This window comes from Variovorax sp. GW458-11-26-14-LB1, assembly GCF_059423965.1.
Map to the genome: position 1 here is coordinate 117,305 of NZ_JBWKYW010000003.1, position 14,948 is coordinate 132,252.

The window sequence follows — 14,948 nt, forward strand, 5'->3', positions numbered from 1 at the left end:
TTTTTCTTCCGGAGCGCCATGTCCGACTACGCCCTCGAACTCCTTTCCATCCGCTGCACCTTCCTTTCGAAGGACGACCCGGGCCAGCGCTACACGGCGGTGGACGACACCACGCTGCGCATCGGCGCGGGCGAGTTCGTCTCGGTGGTCGGGCCCACGGGCTGCGGCAAGTCGACGCTGCTGAACGTGGGCGCGGGCTTGCTCGAGCCGTCGTCGGGCGGGGTGAAGGTCTTCGGCCAGCCGCTCACGGGCGTGAACAAGCGCGCGGGCTACATGTTCCAGACCGAGGCGCTGATGCCGTGGCGCAGCGCCATCGACAACGTGAAGGTGGGGCTGCAGTACCGCGGCGTGCCCGACGCCGAGGCGCACGCGCAGGCCGAGGCGTGGCTCTCGCGCGTGGGCCTCACGGGCTTCGGCGACCGCTACCCGCACCAGCTCTCGGGCGGCATGCGCAAGCGCGTGGCGCTGGCGCAGACGCTGGTGCTCGACCCCGACATCATCCTCATGGACGAGCCCTTCAGTGCGCTCGACGTGCAGACGCGGCAGCTGATGGAAAACGAAGTGCTCGAACTCTGGAGCGCGAAGAAGAAGGCGGTGCTCTTCATTACGCACGACCTCGACGAGGCGATTGCGATGAGCGACCGCGTGGTGGTGCTGTCGGCCGGCCCCGCGACGCGGCCGATCGGCGAGTTCGTGATCGACCTGCCGCGCCCGCGCGACGTGGCCGAGGTGCGCACGCAGCCGCGCTTCGTGGAGCTGCACCGCCAGATCTGGGAGGTGCTGCGCGACGAGGTGCTCAAGGGCTACGCGCAGCAACTGAGGAAGGCCGCATGATGCCGCGCCTCGATGCACGCCATGCGCGCTTCTGGCAGCTCGCGCTGCTCGCTGTGATTCTTGTGCTGTGGCACGTGGCCTCGCGCAACGACCAGATCGCGTTCTTCCTTGGCCAGCCGATCGTGGTGGCGGGGCGCATCTGGAGCTGGTTCCTGCCCTTCGAGGTGCCGCCGAACCTGCTGTTTCCCGAAGGCCTGAAGGGCAACGCCGACATCTACCGCCACCTGGGCACGACGTTGCTCGAAACGGTGCTGGCCTTCGGCATCGGCACGGCGCTCGGACTGGGTTGCGGCCTGTGGCTGGCGCTGGCGCCCACGGCGAGCCTGATCCTCGATCCGTACATCAAGGCCGCCAACTCGATGCCGCGCGTGATCCTCGCGCCGATCTTCGCGCTGTGGTTCGGGCTGGGCATCTGGAGCAAGGTGGCGCTGGCGGTCACGCTGGTGTTCTTCATCGTGTTCTTCAACGTCTACCAGGGCGTGCGCGAAGTGAGTCCGGTGGTGCTGGCCAACGCGAAGATGCTGGGCGCCAACCAGCGGCAGCTGCTGCGCACGGTGTACCTGCCCAGCGCCACGAGCTGGGTGTTCTCCAGCCTGCACACCTCCGTGGGCCTGGCCTTCGTCGGTGCGGTGGTGGGGGAGTACCTGGGCTCGGCGCGCGGCGTGGGCTACCTGATCCTGCAGGCCGAGGGCACCTTCGACGTGAACACGGTCTTCGCCGGCATCGTGGTGCTCACGGCTTTCGCGCTGGCGCTCGACGGGCTCGTGGGCCTGATCGAGAAGCGGCTCATGAAGTGGCAGCCGCGCAGCGGCGAGACAGAGAAGCTCTGAGCCGCGCGTTCAGTGCCTTCAGTGGGTCTGGCGCGTCTCGGTGTTGACCTGCACCAGCGCGCGTCCCGCGAAGAGGCCGCCGGACATCTCGAGCACCAGCCGTTCCTTGTCGCGGCGGCGCAGGTCGTCGATCACCTCGTCGGCTTCCTCGGGCGTGGCGCCCAGCGCGACCACGCCCTGGCGGCCGAAGGCCATCGCCGATTCGAAGGTCTCGCGGATCTGGTAGTCGACGTCGAGCTTCACGAGCTCCACCGCATGCTCGCGATCGAAGGCGCGCACCATCAGGTGCGCATGCGGGAACTCGGCCTTCACGTGTTCGGCGATGCGTGTGGCCACGGCGCGGTTGTCGATGCACACCATGATCGCGCGCGCATTGTGTGCGCCGGCCGCATGCAGCACGTCGGCGCGTGCGCCGTCGCCGTAGTACACCTTGAAGCCGAAGTCGGCGGCGTCGCGGATCACCTGCGTGTCGTTGTCGATGATCGAGATGGATGCGCCGCGCGCCAGCGCGCCCTGGATCGCGATCTGCCCGAAGCGGCCGAAACCGATCACGAGCACGTTGCCGGCCAGTTCCTCGGCTTTCTCCACGCCCTCCATCGAGGCCTGTGCGGTGGGCGCGAAGCGGCGATGCACCAGCACCACGAGCGGCGTGAGCGCCATCGACAGCACGACCACTGCCGTCATGTTGGCGTTGACCGTCGGGCTGATAACCTTGGCGGCGAGCGCCGACGAGAACAGCACGAAGGCGAACTCGCCGCCCTGCGCCATCAGCACGGCGCGGTCGAGCGCATCGGCGGGCGAACTCTTGGCAAGCCGCGCCACGCCGTAGATGCACAGCGCCTTGACCACCATCATCGAGATCACGCCCGCGACGATGAGCTGCCAGTTCTGCGCCACCACCGCGAGGTCGAGCGACATGCCCACGCCGATGAAGAACAGGCCCAGCAGCAGCCCGCGGAAGGGTTCGATGTCGGCTTCGAGCTGGTGGCGGAAGGTCGATTCGGACAGCAGCACACCGGCCAGGAAGGCGCCCATGGCCATCGACAGGCCGCCGACCTGCATCAGCAGCGCCGCGCCCAGCACCACGAGCAGTGCCGCGGCCGTCATCACCTCGCGCGCCTTGGAGTTGGCGAGCACGCGGAACAGCGGGTTGAGCAGCCAGATGCCCGCCGCCACCAGCGCCGCGAGCGCACCCACGGCAATGCCGATGCCGATCCAGCGCGAAGGCGCAATGGCTTGCTGCGCCGCATCGACCGGTGCGATGAAGGCGACGATGGCCAGCAGCGGCACGATCAGCAGGTCTTCGAAGAGCAGCACGGCAACGATCTTCTGGCCGCGCGGCGCGGCGATGTCGCCACGCTCGCCGAGCAGCTGCATCACGATGGCCGTGGAGGTGAGCACGAAGCCCATCGCGCACACGAACGAGACGGCGAGCGGGAAGCCGAAGGCCATGCCCACGCCGGTCAGCAGGATGCCGCACACCACCACCTGCAGGCTGCCCAGGCCGAAGATGTCGCGCCGCATGCTCCACAGGTGCGACGGGCGCATCTCGAGCCCGATCACGAAGAGGAACATCACGACACCGAGTTCGGCCGTGTGAAGGATGGTCTGCGGGTCGGAGAAAAGGCCGAAGCCGAAGGGCCCGATGGCCAGGCCCGCCGCCAGGTAGCCGAGCACGGAGCCCAGCCCGAGCCGCTTGAACAGCGGCACGGCCACGACAGCGGCCCCCAACAGCGTGACGACCTTGATGAGATCGCCCGCGCTTCCTTCGACTGCCATGGCCTGTCCTCCTGATGTCGCTTTTTTGGTCCGGGCCCGGCACCGCCCGCCGGCAGGGCAGGGATCAGCGCTTGCGCTTGGACGGCGTGCCGCCGCGCGGCTGGCGCACCACCGCCTGCTTGGCGCTGCTGCTGCCGCGTGCGGCGGCCTTCACTGGCGCGCCGCCGCGCTTGGACGTGACCACCGCCGCGCCCCGGCCGCGTGCAGGCGCTGCACCCGAGCCGACACGCGCCGCGGGCGTGGCGCGCACCGGCAGGTACACGACCACGCTGTAGCCGCGCTTGAAGGCGTGGTTCTGATTGACGTCGTTCCAGTCGGCCACGGCCGCGGGCTTGAGGTTGTAGCGGCGCGCGATGCTCGCCACGTTGTCCGAGCGGCCGGCCTTGACGGTGGTGCGGCGCGTGATGATCTCGGGCTGGAAGCTCAGGTGGCCGCCGTCGGCCACGACCGCCGCCACGTCTTCCTTCACGCGCGCGCCGCGCGGCACGATCAGCGTGGAGCCGGCCTTGATGAGCATGCGCGGCGGCACGTTGTTGAGCGCGCGCAGGTCCGACTCACTCATGCCCGAGCGCTGGGCGGCGTCGGCCACCGTCATCGTGGTGGGCACGACCCAGGCGGTCCAGCTGGCGTACTGGCCCTGCGTGTAGGCGTCGAAGTTGCGCTTGAAGACCGCCGCGTTGTCCCAGGGCAGCAGGATCTCGGAGGTGCCGGCCGCGATGAGCACGGGCTTGTGGGCAGCGGGGTTGAGCGCACGGAAATCCTCGATGCGCACGTCGGCCAGCTTGGCCGCCAGTTCCACGTCGAGGTCACGCGTGAGCGGCACGGTCTGGAAGTAGGGGTGGTTGGCGATCAGCGGCAGCTCGGCGTTGAAGGCCTGCGGGTTCGCCACGATGTTCTTCACGGCCTGCAGCTTGGGCACGTAGAGCCGGGTCTCGGCCGGCATGGACAGGTCGCTGTAGGTGGTGGGCAGGCCCAGGCGCTGGTTCTTGGCGATGGCGCGTCCCACGCTGCCTTCGCCCCAGTTGTAGGCGGCGAGCGCGAGCTGCCAGTCGCCGAACATGCCGTAGAGCTTTTGCAGGTAGTCGAGCGCGGCGCGGGTGGAGGCCACCACGTCGCGGCGGTCGTCGCGGAAGATGTTCTGCTTGAGGTCGAAGTCGGTGCCGGTGGCGGGCATGAACTGCCACATGCCGGCGGCGCGCGCGCTGGACACGGCCTGCGGGTTGAAGGCGCTCTCGATGTACGGCAGCAGCGCCAGCTCGGTCGGCATGTTGCGGCGCTCGAGCTCCTCGACGATGTGGAAGATGTACTTGTTCGAGCGCTCGGTCATGCGCTGGATGTAGTCGGGCCGGCTGGCGTACCACTGCTCGCGATCGCGCACCAGGTCGCTTTCCAGGTTGGGCATCTTGAAACCGCGGCGGATGCGGTCCCACATGTCGGCGGGCGGTGCCAGCGTGACCACGCTCTGCGAACGGGCCTGGCCGCTGGTGAGCGGGCTGAGGTTGCTGTCGCGCGGATAGACCGGCGTGGCGCTGCCTGACGGGCGGGCGCCCGTGCCGCCGGCGGAGGCGCCGGCCTTGGCGGAGGTGGAGGAAGAAGCGCTGTTGTCCGTGCCCGCGCAGCCCGCGAGTACCAGGGAGCCTGCAAGGCAGGTGGCAACGATAAATTTCATCGGAAGTCGTTTTTCCATTGGCGCAGCGCGGCGAATACCTCGGCTTCGGCGGCATCCGCGGAAAGCTCGGCATGGGCCCGCACTGCTCGAAAGACGGTGGCTTCGCGGCTGCGAAGAAAGGGGTTGATCCGGCGTTCGATCGCCAGTTGCGAGGGCAGCGTGGGCTGCCCCTGTGCGCGCAGGCTTTCGCAATGCGCGTTGTAGTGAGTGAGTTCGTCGTTGCCGGGTTCCACGGCGCGGGCGAACTTCAGGTTAGCAAGTGTGTATTCGTGCGCACAGCACACACGCGTGTCGCCGGGCAGCGCGGCCAGCGCGTCGAGCGAGGCGAGCATCTGCGCGGGCGTGCCTTCGAACAGGCGGCCGCAGCCGCCGGAGAAGAGGGTGTCGCCGCAGAACAGCACGGGGGCCTGCGCGGCCGAGGCCGGCAGGAAGTACGCGATGTGCCCGGCCGTGTGGCCCGGCACGTCGATGACCTCGAAGCGCAGGCCCAGGGCCTGCGCGATGTCGCCCTGCACCAGCGGTGTGAAAGGCTCGGGGATGCGCTCGCGCGCCGGGCCCCACACCTTCGCGCCCGTGGCCGCATGCAGCGCGGCCACGCCGCCCGTGTGATCGGGGTGGTGGTGCGTGACTAGAATCGCGGCCAGCTGCAGCTTGTGGTGCGCCAACGCATCGAACACCGGTTGGGCATCGCCCGGGTCCACCACGATGGCGTGGTGCCCGTCGTGCAGCATCCAGATGTAGTTGTCAGCAAAAGCGGGCAGCGGAACAAGGGTCATGAGCGGTCAAATTATAGGTTTGCAGGATTGGTTCGCGACCCCCCCCGGCCGCTACCTCCTGGCCTGGGAGCAGGCCCAGTTCGACGAGGCGGTGGCCGATGTTTTCGGTTACCACGCCTTGCAGCTCGGGGCCGCCGAGGTCGATGGGCTGCGCGCCAACCGCATGCCGCACCGCTGGCTGGCCCTGACCGACCCGGTGCGGGCTGGCAAGGCGACGCTGGTGACCGATTTCGCCGCCTTGCCGTTCGCGGCCAACAGCCTCGATCTCGTGGTGCTGCCGCACGCCTTGGAACTCAGTCCCGATCCGCACGCCACGCTGCGCGAGGTCGAGCGGGTGCTGGTGCCCGAGGGGCGGGTGGTGATCTGCGGCCTGAACCCGACCAGCCTGTGGGGCCTGCGGCAGCGCCGCGGGCACCTGTACCGCCGGCTGGGCCTGGGCGAGACCTTCCTGCCCGAGGCCGGCGAGTTCATCGGCTACTGGCGCATGCGCGACTGGCTGCGCCTGTTGAGCTTCGAGGTGGAGTCGGGCCGTTTCGGCATCTACCGGCCGGCGGTGCGCAGCGACGCCTGGCTGGAGCGCTCGCGCTGGATGGACGCCGCCGGCGAGCGCTGGTGGCCGATCTTCGGCGCCGCCTACTTCCTGGTGGCGGTGAAGCGCGTGCGCGGCATGCGCCTGCTGAGCGCCGACTGGCGCCGCAGCGGCGCGCGGGCGACGGCACCGGTGCCCATCGCGGGCAAGGTGCACCGCAGCAAGCAGTGAACGAACGAATCCATGGACGCGGGCGGCATCGCCCGCATGACGCTAGAGAAAAAAGGAACAGTCAGTTTGAACGAAGTCGTGATCTACACCGATGGCGCGTGCAAGGGCAACCCGGGACCGGGCGGCTGGGGCGCGTGGCTCAAGTCGGGCCCCACCGAGAAGGAACTGTTCGGCGGTGAACTCAACACCACCAACAACCGCATGGAACTCACGGCCGTGATCGAAGGGCTGGCCGCGCTCAAGCGGCCCTGCAAGGTGCTGCTGTACCTCGACAGCCAGTACGTGCGCATGGGCATCACCGAGTGGATTCGCGGCTGGAAGGCCAAGGGCTGGCTCACCTCGACCAAGCAGCCCGTGAAGAACGTCGAGCTCTGGCAGAAGCTCGACAAGCTGGTGTCCGAGGGCGGCCACCAGATCGAGTGGCGCTGGGTCAAGGGGCACTCGGGCGACCCGGGCAATGAGCGGGCCGACATGCTGGCCAACAAGGGCGTGGACAAGGCCCTGGGCCGGATCTGACCATCAACGGTAGGGCCAGGGGCTAGATCAGCCCGTCGAAGATCATCACGTCGACCTCTTGCCCGGCGTCGACATGGCCCTGCTCGTGGGGCAGCACCACGAGCCCGTTGGCCTCGAGCATCGAGCTCAGCACGCCCGAACCTTGGTGCGCCGCCACCCGCACCTCGGGCAGCGACCCCGGCACCTGGCGCACGACGCCGCGCTGGTACTCGGTGCGCCCCGGCTTCTTGCGGATGGGCCCGGCGCTGCGTGCGCGCAGCAGCGGCGGCGGGGCGCAGGCTTCGTCGTGGCAGCCCATCAGCCGCAGCAGCGCCGGCCGCACGAAGGCCAGGAAGGCGACCATCGCCGCCACCGGATTGCCCGGCAGGCCGAACAGCACGGCCGACGTGGCGGTGGCCTCGCGCGGACGCGGAATCAGCCCCACCGCCAGCGGCCGCCCGGGCCGCATCGCGACCCGCCAGAAGGCCATGTCGCCCAGTTGCTGCATCACGTCGCGCGTGTGGTCGGCCGCGCCCGCGCTCACGCCGCCGCTGGTGACGATGGCTTCGGCCTCGCGCGCCGCGCGCTGCAGCGTGGCCGCGAGCGTGGCGGGGTCGTCGTGCACCAGGCCGAGGTCGACCACCTCGCAGCCCAGCCGCGTGAGCAGGCCGAACAGGGTGTAGCGGTTGCTGTCGTACACGGCGCCTTCGCGCGGCGTGTCGCCCAGGCAGAGGATTTCATCGCCCGTCGAGAAGTACGCCACGCGCAGCCGGCGCCGCACGGTCACGCGCGCCAGGCCGAGGCTGGCGACCATGCCGAGCGCGGCCGGCGACAGGCGTTCGCCGCGCCGCAGCGCCGGCTGGCCCTGCATCAGGTCTTCGCCGGCCAGGCGCCGGTTGTCGCCGCGGCCCAGCACGCGGGCCGGAAAGCAGACCTGGTCGCCGTCGACCTTGCAGAACTCCTGCGGGATCACGGTGTCCAGGCCGGCCGGCATCATCGCGCCGGTCATGATGCGCACCGCGTCGTTCGGCCCGAGCGCGCCGCGCCAGGTCGAGCCGGCCAGCGCCGTACCCGCCACGCGCAGCGTGAGCGAATGGTCGATGGGCGCATCGGCCGGCAGCAGCGCGCCGTCGAAGGCGTAGCCGTCCATGGCCGAGTTGTCATGCGGCGGCACGCTCACCGGCGAGACGAGGTCGTCGGCCAGCACGCGGCCGAGCGCGTCGCGCAGCGCGACCTCTTCGGTGTCGGCCACGGCCAGCGGTGCGACCAGGCGCGCGAGAAAGGCGGCGACGGTGTCGACGTCGAGGTCGCCCGCGTCGTAGTCCGCGAGGTCGGCGGCGATGGCGGCGATGCGGCTCATGGCTGTTCGAGCGTCTGCAGGTCGGCCAGCGTGTTCGCGTTGAAGAAGGCGTCGAGCGCGTCGCCGGGGCGGTCGAAGGGAACGGTCAGGGCGTTGTGCTGCGCGGTCCAGGCGCCGACTTTGCGGCCGCCTTCCTCGACAAAGCGGCGCAGGCTGTCGCGCAGCGCGATGTGCAGCAGGCAGAACACCGGCTGGCGGCGCAGCACCGTGCGGCCGTCGGCCTCGGTTTCAGGCGCGGCGGCCATGGCGATGCGCGCGTGGGCGCCCTCGGCGGCCAGCGCTTCGGCCAGCCGCGCTGCCAGGTCGGGCGGAAAGCGCGGCGTGTCGCAGGGCACGGTGAGCAGCCAGGGCGTGGGGCAGTGTTCGAGCCCGCTCAGCATGCCGGCCAGCGGGCCGGGGTGGTCGGGCACGCTGTCGGCGAACACGGGCACGCCCAGCGCTTCGTAGGCCGCGAAATTCCGGTTGGCATTGACCAGCACGACGCCGACCTGCGGGCGCAGTCGCCGCACCGCATGTGCGGCGAGCACTTCGCCCTGGAGCAGTTGCAGGCCCTTGTCGACCCCGCCCATGCGGGTGCCGCGCCCGCCGGCGAGCACGAGGCCCGTGATGTCGGCCGCTGCGATGGCCGGTGCGGTACCCATGGCTGGCGGCCTCATCCGCCGATGTAGCTCATCTCGACGCGCCGGGGCGCCGCCGCGTCGGGGGCACTGTCGTCGGGGCCGCGCAGTGCGCGCAGCTCGGAATAACGGTCGGCGCGGCCCTGCCAGATGTGGCCGATGGCGGAGGCGATGTCGCCGTCGCTCGCGCCGTCGCGCAGCATCGGGCGCAGGTCGTGGCCGTGGCTTGCGAACAGGCACAGGTACAGCTTGCCCTCGGTCGATAGGCGCGCGCGGCTGCAGTCGTGGCAGAAGGCCTGGGTCACGCTGCTGATCACGCCGATCTCGCCGCCGCCGTCGGCATAGGCCCAGCGCTGGGCGGTCTCGCCGGGCGTGGTGGCTTCGAGCGGCACGAGCGGAAATTCGGCCGCGATGCGGGCGATGACGTCGGCCGAGGGCAGCACCTCGTCCATGCGCCAGCCGTTGGTGGCGCCCACGTCCATGTACTCGATGAAGCGCAGCACGACCTTGCCGCCGTGGTGCTCGCGGAAGTAGCGCGCCATCGGCAAGATTTCTTGCTCGTTGGTGCCGCGCTTGACCACCATGTTGACCTTGATCGGGCCCAGGCCCGCCGCCAGGGCTGCGTCGATGCCGGCCAGCACGTCGGCCACCGGAAAGTCGACGTCGTTCATGTGGCGGAACACGGCGTCGTCCAGGCTGTCCAGGCTCACGGTCACGCGCTGCAGGCCGGCGGCCTTCAGCGCGGCGGCCTTGCGCTTCAGCAGCGAGCCGTTGGTGGTGAGCGTGAGCTCGAGCGGGTCGCCGCCGGGCGTGCGCAGCTCGGCCAGTTGGGCGATGAGCCCCTCGATGTGCTTGCGCAGCAGCGGCTCGCCGCCGGTCAGGCGGATCTTGTGCACGCCGTGCGAGGCGAACAGGCGCGCCAGGCGCGTGATTTCCTCGAAGCTCAACAGGGCGCTGTGCGGCAGGTACTGGTAGTCCTTGTCGAACACGTCCTTTGGCATGCAGTAGCTGCAGCGGAAGTTGCAGCGGTCGGTCACGCTGATGCGCAGGTCGGTCAGCGGACGGCCCAGCCGGTCGGCCAGCAGGCCGGTGGCGGGCACGGCAATGTCCGGCGCGGCCACGACGGCGTGGCCCGCGGGGGCGATCGGAATGACGGTGCTGCTGCTTTTCTTCATGGGGCGATGCCGATTTTGCGCCATGGCCCGCGACCGCGCGCCATGCGGGCTACTTCAGCACTGCTGCATAGACCATGTTGCGCGCAAGGCTTCGGTAGTGGGTGCGGTACTTGGGCGACTGCAGCATCAGCACCACGAACAGCTCGTTCTTCGGATCGACCCACATGTAGGTGCCGCCCGCGCCGCCCCAGTTGTACTCGCCGCCGCCGGACGGGTAGGGCGCCTCGCCGTCGTTGCGGCGCACCGCGAAGCCCAGGCCGAAGCCGTAGCCCGGGCCCGGCAGGTACAGTGGGCCGGGCACGATGCCGGCGCCGGCGTTCGAATGGTCGGTCGTCATCAGGGCCAGCGTGCGCGGGCCGAGGTAGCGCGTGCCGTCGAGCGTGCCGCCGTTGAGCAGCATCTGCAGGAAGCGCGCGTAGTCGGACGCGGTCGACACCAGCCCGCCGCCGCCCGATTCGAACTTGCGCACGATGCGCGGGTCGTTCAGGTCGGCGCCCACGCCGAAGCTGCGGTCGCTCGGCAGCGGCTCGGCGATGCGCGGCTGGCGCGCCGGCTCAGGCACGTAGTACGTGGTGTCCTTCATGCCCAGCGGGTCGAACAGGCGCGCCTTTTCGAACTGGTACAGCGACTGGCCCGACACCACCTCGACCACGCGGCCCAGGATGTCGGTCGAGTAGCTGTAGTCCCAGGTCGTGCCGGGCTGGTAGGCCAGCGGCAGCTTGGCCAGGCGCTGCGAGAACTCGGCGCTGGTCGGATCGCCTTCCGCCAGGTTGGCGGTGTTGTAGGCCTGTTTCACCAGCCCCGGGCCGAAGAAGCCGTAGGTCAGGCCCGAGGTGTGGCGCATGAGGTCCTGCACGGTGATCGGGCGGCGCGCGGGCACGGTCTCGAGCACCGGCTTGCCGTCGGCGCCGGGCTTCTCGATGCCGACCGTCATGCGGGCGTACTCGGGCAGGTACATCGCGACCGGGTCGTCCAGCTTCATGCGGCCGTCTTCCACCAGCATCATCGCGGCGACCGTGGTGATGGGCTTGCTCATCGAGTAGATGCGGAAGATGCCGTCGCGCGGCATCGGCGTGCCGGCGGTGGCGTCGAGCTTGCCGACGGGTTCGAACCACGCGACCTTGCCCTGGCGCGCGACCAGCAGCACCGCGCCGGGGATCTTGCCGGCGGCCACGTCGGCCTTGAGCACGTCGGTGAGCTTCTGCAGGCGTTCGCCCGACAGGCCCACCGACTCGGGCCGGGCGGTGGGCAGCGACTGGGCGGTGGCGAGCAGCGGCAGGGCGAGGCTCAGGCCGAGCAGGGCCGTGCGCACCAGGGCGCGGCGCTTCAGGAAGGTCATGCGTGTTGTCTCCGTCGGTGGTGGATGGATGGAACCGGCAGGACGGTCTTGGCGCCGTCCGTGCGAGCCGGTCGCGGGGCAGTGTATCGGCGCTTCGGCGATGGCGTGCTGGCCGATTGGCGGCATCTATGGCGCCGATATCTTGACGCAGACAATGAGAATTACTATCATTTGAACGCCTGAGTACGCAGCACAAGCACCACGCAAAGGGCTCTCTTCCAACAAGGAGCTTCCCAACCGTGCCGTACACCCTGCCAGCCTTGCCCTATGCCTTCGACGCGCTCGAACCCCACATCGACGCGCAGACGATGGAAATCCACCACGGCAAGCACCACCAGACCTACGTGAACAACCTGAATGCGGCGTTGAAAGACACGCCGCTTGCGGACACGCCGGTCGAAGCCCTCATCGCCGGTGTCGAGGAATTGCCCGAGGCGCTGCGCGCCCCCGTGCGCAACAACGGCGGCGGCCACGCCAACCACAGCCTGTTCTGGACCGTCATGGCCCCGGTGGGCGAGGGTGGCGGCGGGGCGCCTTCGGGCGCGCTCGCGCAGGCCATCGACACCGACCTGGGCGGCTTCGATGCCTTCAAGGACGCCTTCACCAAGGCCGCGCTCACGCGCTTCGGCAGCGGCTGGGCCTGGCTGGTCGTCGGCGCCGACGGCAAGCTCGCCGTGGAAAGCAGCGGCAACCAGGACAGCCCGCTGATGCGCGGCATCGGCTCGGGCAAGACCCCGATCCTGGGCCTGGACGTGTGGGAGCACGCCTACTACCTGAAGTACCAGAACCGCCGCCCGGAATACATCGCGGCCTTCTACAACGTGGTGAACTGGGCCGAGGTCGCCCGCCGCCATGTCGCCGCGACCGGCGGCCGATGAGCCGAAGAGGAGCCCGCCCATGAACGACACGCCGCAGGGCACGGTGGCCACAGCGCCGCCGCCGAGGTCGCCGCGCCCGTTGCGCGAATGGATCGGCTTTGCCATCGTCGCGGCCGGCGCGCTGGCGCTGGCGTCGCAGTTCTGGTCCTTCGTGCGCGCCGACCCACTGGTGTGGAACGCGCTGCGCGGCGGCTCGGTGGCGGCGCTGGCGACCGCGCTGGGCACGCTGCCGGTGCTGTTCTCGCAGAAGCTGCCCGACAAGCTGCAGGACACGCTGTTCGGCTTCGGCGCCGGCGTGATGCTCGCGGCCTGTGCCTTCTCGCTGATCATTCCCGGGCTGGACGCCGCCAAGTCGACGGGCGTCTTCGGCGGTGGCGACTGGGCGGCCGGCGGCGTGATCGGCACGGCCATCCTGCTGGGCGGCCTGGTGCTGATGACCATGGACCGCGTGCTGCCGCACGAGCATTTCATCAAGGGCCGCGAAGGGCAGAGCGGGCGGCAGCTGCGCCGCACCTGGCTCTTCGTGTTCGCGATCGCGCTGCACAACGTGCCCGAGGGCCTGGCCATCGGCGTCGGCTACGCGGCCAACAATGGCGTGCGCGCCGATGCGCTCGCCACCGGCATCGCGATCCAGGACGTGCCCGAGGGGCTGGTGGTGGCCGTGGCGTTGCTGGCCGCCGGCTACAGCCGCCTGTTCGCGGTGCTGATCGGCATGGCCTCGGGGCTGGTGGAGCCGCTGGGCGCCGTGCTCGGCGCGGCGGTGGTGGGGCATTCGGCGATGCTGCTGCCCTGGGGGCTGGGCTTCGCGGCGGGTGCGATGCTGTTCGTGATCAGCCACGAGATCATTCCCGAGTCGCACCGCAAGGGGCACGAGGCCTATGCGACCAGCGGGCTGATGATCGGCTTCGTGCTGATGATGCTGCTGGACACCGCGCTGGGCTGACGCCCGGGCGCGGCGTCGGTCAGCTTCAGCCGTGCTTGACGGCGACGGTCTTCAGCGTCGTGAAGCCGTACAGCGCCTCGAAACCCTTCTCGCGCCCGTAGCCCGACGACTTCACGCCACCGAACGGCAGTTCCACGCCGCCGCCCGCGCCGTAGTTGTTGATGAACACCTGGCCGCTCTTCACGCGCCGGGCCATGCGGAACTGGCGCGCGCCGTCTGCCGTCCAGACGCCGGCCACGAGGCCGAACTGGGTGGCGTTGGCGAGGGCCACGGCTTCGTCCTCGTCGGCGAACTGCATCGCGGCGAGCACGGGGCCGAACACTTCTTCCTGCGCCAGGCGATGGCCCACGGGCACGTCGCGCAGCAGGGTCGGCGCCTGGTAGAAGCCGGTCTCGGGCGCTTCCTCGACGACGACGCCCTGCGCCACCATCGGGATGCCGGCGTGCTGCGCGTCGCTCAAAAAGTCCCACACGCGCTGCTGCTGCGTCTGGCGGATCAGCGGGCCGACGTCGAGGTCCATCGCCGCGGGGCCCACGCGCAGGGCTTCGAAGGCGTGGCCCAGGCGCTCGAGCAGGGGCTCGTAGATGTCGCGTTGGATCAGCACGCGCGAGCCTGCCGAGCAGGTCTGGCCGGCGTTCTGCACGATGGCGTTGATCACCACGGGAATCACCGCGTCCAGGTCGGCGTCGGCAAACACGATCTGCGGGCTCTTGCCGCCCAGCTCGAGCGTGACCGGGCAGTGCCGCTCGGCCGCCACCTGCTGGATCAGCGTGCCGATCTTCGGGCTGCCCGTGAAGCTGATGTGGTCGATGCCTTCGTGGCGCGCGAGCGCGTCGCCCACCTCATGGCCGTAGCCCGTCACGATGTTGAGCGCGCCGGCCGGAAAGCCCACCTCGGCCGCCAGCTGCGCCACGCGGATCAGCGACAGGCAGGCGTCCTCGGCCGGCTTGACCACGCACACGTTGCCGGCCGCCAGGGCGCCGCCCACGCTGCGCCCGAAGATCTGCATCGGGTAGTTCCACGGAATGATGTGGCCCGTGACGCCGTGCGGCTCGCGCCAGGTGAAGACGCTGTAGCCGTCCTGGTAGGGAATGGTCTCGCCGTGCAGCTTGTCGCAGGCGCCGGCATAGAACTCGAAGTAGCGCACCAGCGCCACCGCGTCGGCGCGGGCCTGCTTCACGGGCTTGCCGCAGTCGCGCTGCTCGATGAGCGCGAGCTCGTCGACGTGCTCGGCGATCTTCTGCGAGAGCTTGAAGAGCAGGCGGCCGCGGTCGGCGGCGCTGACCTTGTGCCACACGCCCTCGAAGCAGTCGCGCGCGGCGCGCACGGCGGCATCGATGTCGGCGGCGTTGCTGCGCTGGATCTCGTCGAAAGGCTGGCCGTCCGACGGGTCGATGACGGGGAGGGTGCGGCCGGAGGCGGAGGGAACGTCCGCGTTGGCGATGTAGTTGAGCTGCATGGGGCGAGATTTTGCGCGAAGCCCGCCCCGCGCG

At 69.9% G+C, this 14,948-nt stretch carries 14 protein-coding genes; 6 read left to right on the forward strand and 8 right to left on the reverse strand.

Features of this window, described 5'->3' with window-relative positions; genetic code table 11:
* Window positions 1–18 precede the first annotated feature (18 nt).
* Both AC07YS_RS03365 and AC07YS_RS03370 read left to right on the forward strand, forming a co-directional pair.
* Window positions 19–834 (forward strand): ABC transporter ATP-binding protein, encoded by an 816-nt coding sequence (locus tag AC07YS_RS03365; protein WP_307586782.1) that lies wholly within the window; start codon window positions 19–21, stop codon window positions 832–834.
* Window positions 831–1,664, forward strand: a complete 834-nt coding sequence (locus AC07YS_RS03370; protein ID WP_062473112.1) for an ABC transporter permease — start codon at window positions 831–833, stop codon at window positions 1,662–1,664. Before AC07YS_RS03365 ends, AC07YS_RS03370 begins: the two co-directional genes overlap by 4 nt.
* A gap of 18 nt (window positions 1,665–1,682) precedes the next feature.
* On the opposite strand, the gene AC07YS_RS03375 is transcribed toward AC07YS_RS03370, so the two are convergent.
* The 3 genes from AC07YS_RS03375 to gloB all read right to left on the reverse strand — a co-directional run bounded on the left by AC07YS_RS03375 (window position 1,683) and on the right by gloB (window position 5,888).
* Complete coding sequence (locus AC07YS_RS03375; RefSeq protein WP_492696939.1) at window positions 1,683–3,443, reverse strand: monovalent cation:proton antiporter-2 (CPA2) family protein; 1,761 nt, start codon at window positions 3,441–3,443, stop codon at window positions 1,683–1,685.
* 64 nt (window positions 3,444–3,507) lie between these two features.
* A complete protein-coding gene (locus AC07YS_RS03380; protein WP_495267480.1) occupies window positions 3,508–5,112 on the reverse strand; it encodes a transglycosylase SLT domain-containing protein in 1,605 nt (534 codons plus the stop codon).
* Window positions 5,109–5,888 carry a hydroxyacylglutathione hydrolase gene (gloB, locus tag AC07YS_RS03385; protein ID WP_492676791.1) on the reverse strand — a complete coding sequence of 260 codons (780 nt, stop codon included), beginning with the start codon at window positions 5,886–5,888 and terminating at the stop codon, window positions 5,109–5,111. The genes AC07YS_RS03380 and gloB overlap by 4 nt, the downstream gene beginning before the upstream one ends.
* Here gloB and AC07YS_RS03390 point away from each other — a divergent pair.
* Both AC07YS_RS03390 and rnhA read left to right on the forward strand, forming a co-directional pair.
* Window positions 5,887–6,648, forward strand: coding sequence for a class I SAM-dependent methyltransferase (locus AC07YS_RS03390; protein WP_223301333.1), 762 nt, complete (start codon window positions 5,887–5,889; stop codon window positions 6,646–6,648). The genes gloB and AC07YS_RS03390 overlap by 2 nt on opposite strands.
* Before the next feature lie 66 nt (window positions 6,649–6,714).
* The gene (rnhA, locus tag AC07YS_RS03395) at window positions 6,715–7,164 is read left to right on the forward strand and encodes a ribonuclease HI (protein ID WP_095745544.1); all 450 of its coding nucleotides are present in this window, start codon (window positions 6,715–6,717) and stop codon (window positions 7,162–7,164) included.
* Between the two features lie 22 nt (window positions 7,165–7,186).
* Here the strand turns inward: rnhA and moeA are convergent, their stop codons facing one another.
* The 4 genes from moeA to AC07YS_RS03415 are packed head-to-tail and all read right to left on the reverse strand — an operon-like array spanning window position 7,187 to window position 11,634.
* Window positions 7,187–8,503, reverse strand: coding sequence for a molybdopterin molybdotransferase MoeA (moeA, locus tag AC07YS_RS03400; protein ID WP_495267481.1), 1,317 nt, complete (start codon window positions 8,501–8,503; stop codon window positions 7,187–7,189).
* Window positions 8,500–9,144 (reverse strand): molybdenum cofactor guanylyltransferase MobA, encoded by a 645-nt coding sequence (mobA, locus tag AC07YS_RS03405; RefSeq protein ID WP_495267482.1) that lies wholly within the window; start codon window positions 9,142–9,144, stop codon window positions 8,500–8,502. Before mobA ends, moeA begins: the two co-directional genes overlap by 4 nt.
* 11 nt (window positions 9,145–9,155) lie before the next feature.
* On the reverse strand, window positions 9,156–10,295 hold the full coding sequence (gene moaA, locus AC07YS_RS03410) for a GTP 3',8-cyclase MoaA (protein WP_070060941.1): 1,140 nt from the start codon (window positions 10,293–10,295) through the stop codon (window positions 9,156–9,158).
* A 49-nt stretch (window positions 10,296–10,344) separates the two neighbouring features.
* On the reverse strand, window positions 10,345–11,634 hold the full coding sequence (locus AC07YS_RS03415; protein ID WP_495267483.1) for a serine hydrolase domain-containing protein: 1,290 nt from the start codon (window positions 11,632–11,634) through the stop codon (window positions 10,345–10,347).
* A 239-nt stretch (window positions 11,635–11,873) separates the two neighbouring features.
* Here AC07YS_RS03415 and AC07YS_RS03420 point away from each other — a divergent pair, with 239 nt between their 5' ends.
* Together AC07YS_RS03420 and AC07YS_RS03425 are read left to right on the forward strand one after the other, a co-directional pair.
* Window positions 11,874–12,512, forward strand: coding sequence for a superoxide dismutase (locus tag AC07YS_RS03420; RefSeq protein ID WP_495267484.1), 639 nt, complete (start codon window positions 11,874–11,876; stop codon window positions 12,510–12,512).
* Between the two features lie 19 nt (window positions 12,513–12,531).
* On the forward strand, window positions 12,532–13,455 hold the full coding sequence (locus AC07YS_RS03425; protein ID WP_492676802.1) for a ZIP family metal transporter: 924 nt from the start codon (window positions 12,532–12,534) through the stop codon (window positions 13,453–13,455).
* A 25-nt stretch (window positions 13,456–13,480) separates the two neighbouring features.
* On the opposite strand, the gene AC07YS_RS03430 is transcribed toward AC07YS_RS03425, so the two are convergent.
* Window positions 13,481–14,914 (reverse strand): aldehyde dehydrogenase family protein, encoded by a 1,434-nt coding sequence (locus AC07YS_RS03430; RefSeq protein ID WP_095950218.1) that lies wholly within the window; start codon window positions 14,912–14,914, stop codon window positions 13,481–13,483.
* Between the last annotated feature and the right edge of the window lie 34 nt (window positions 14,915–14,948).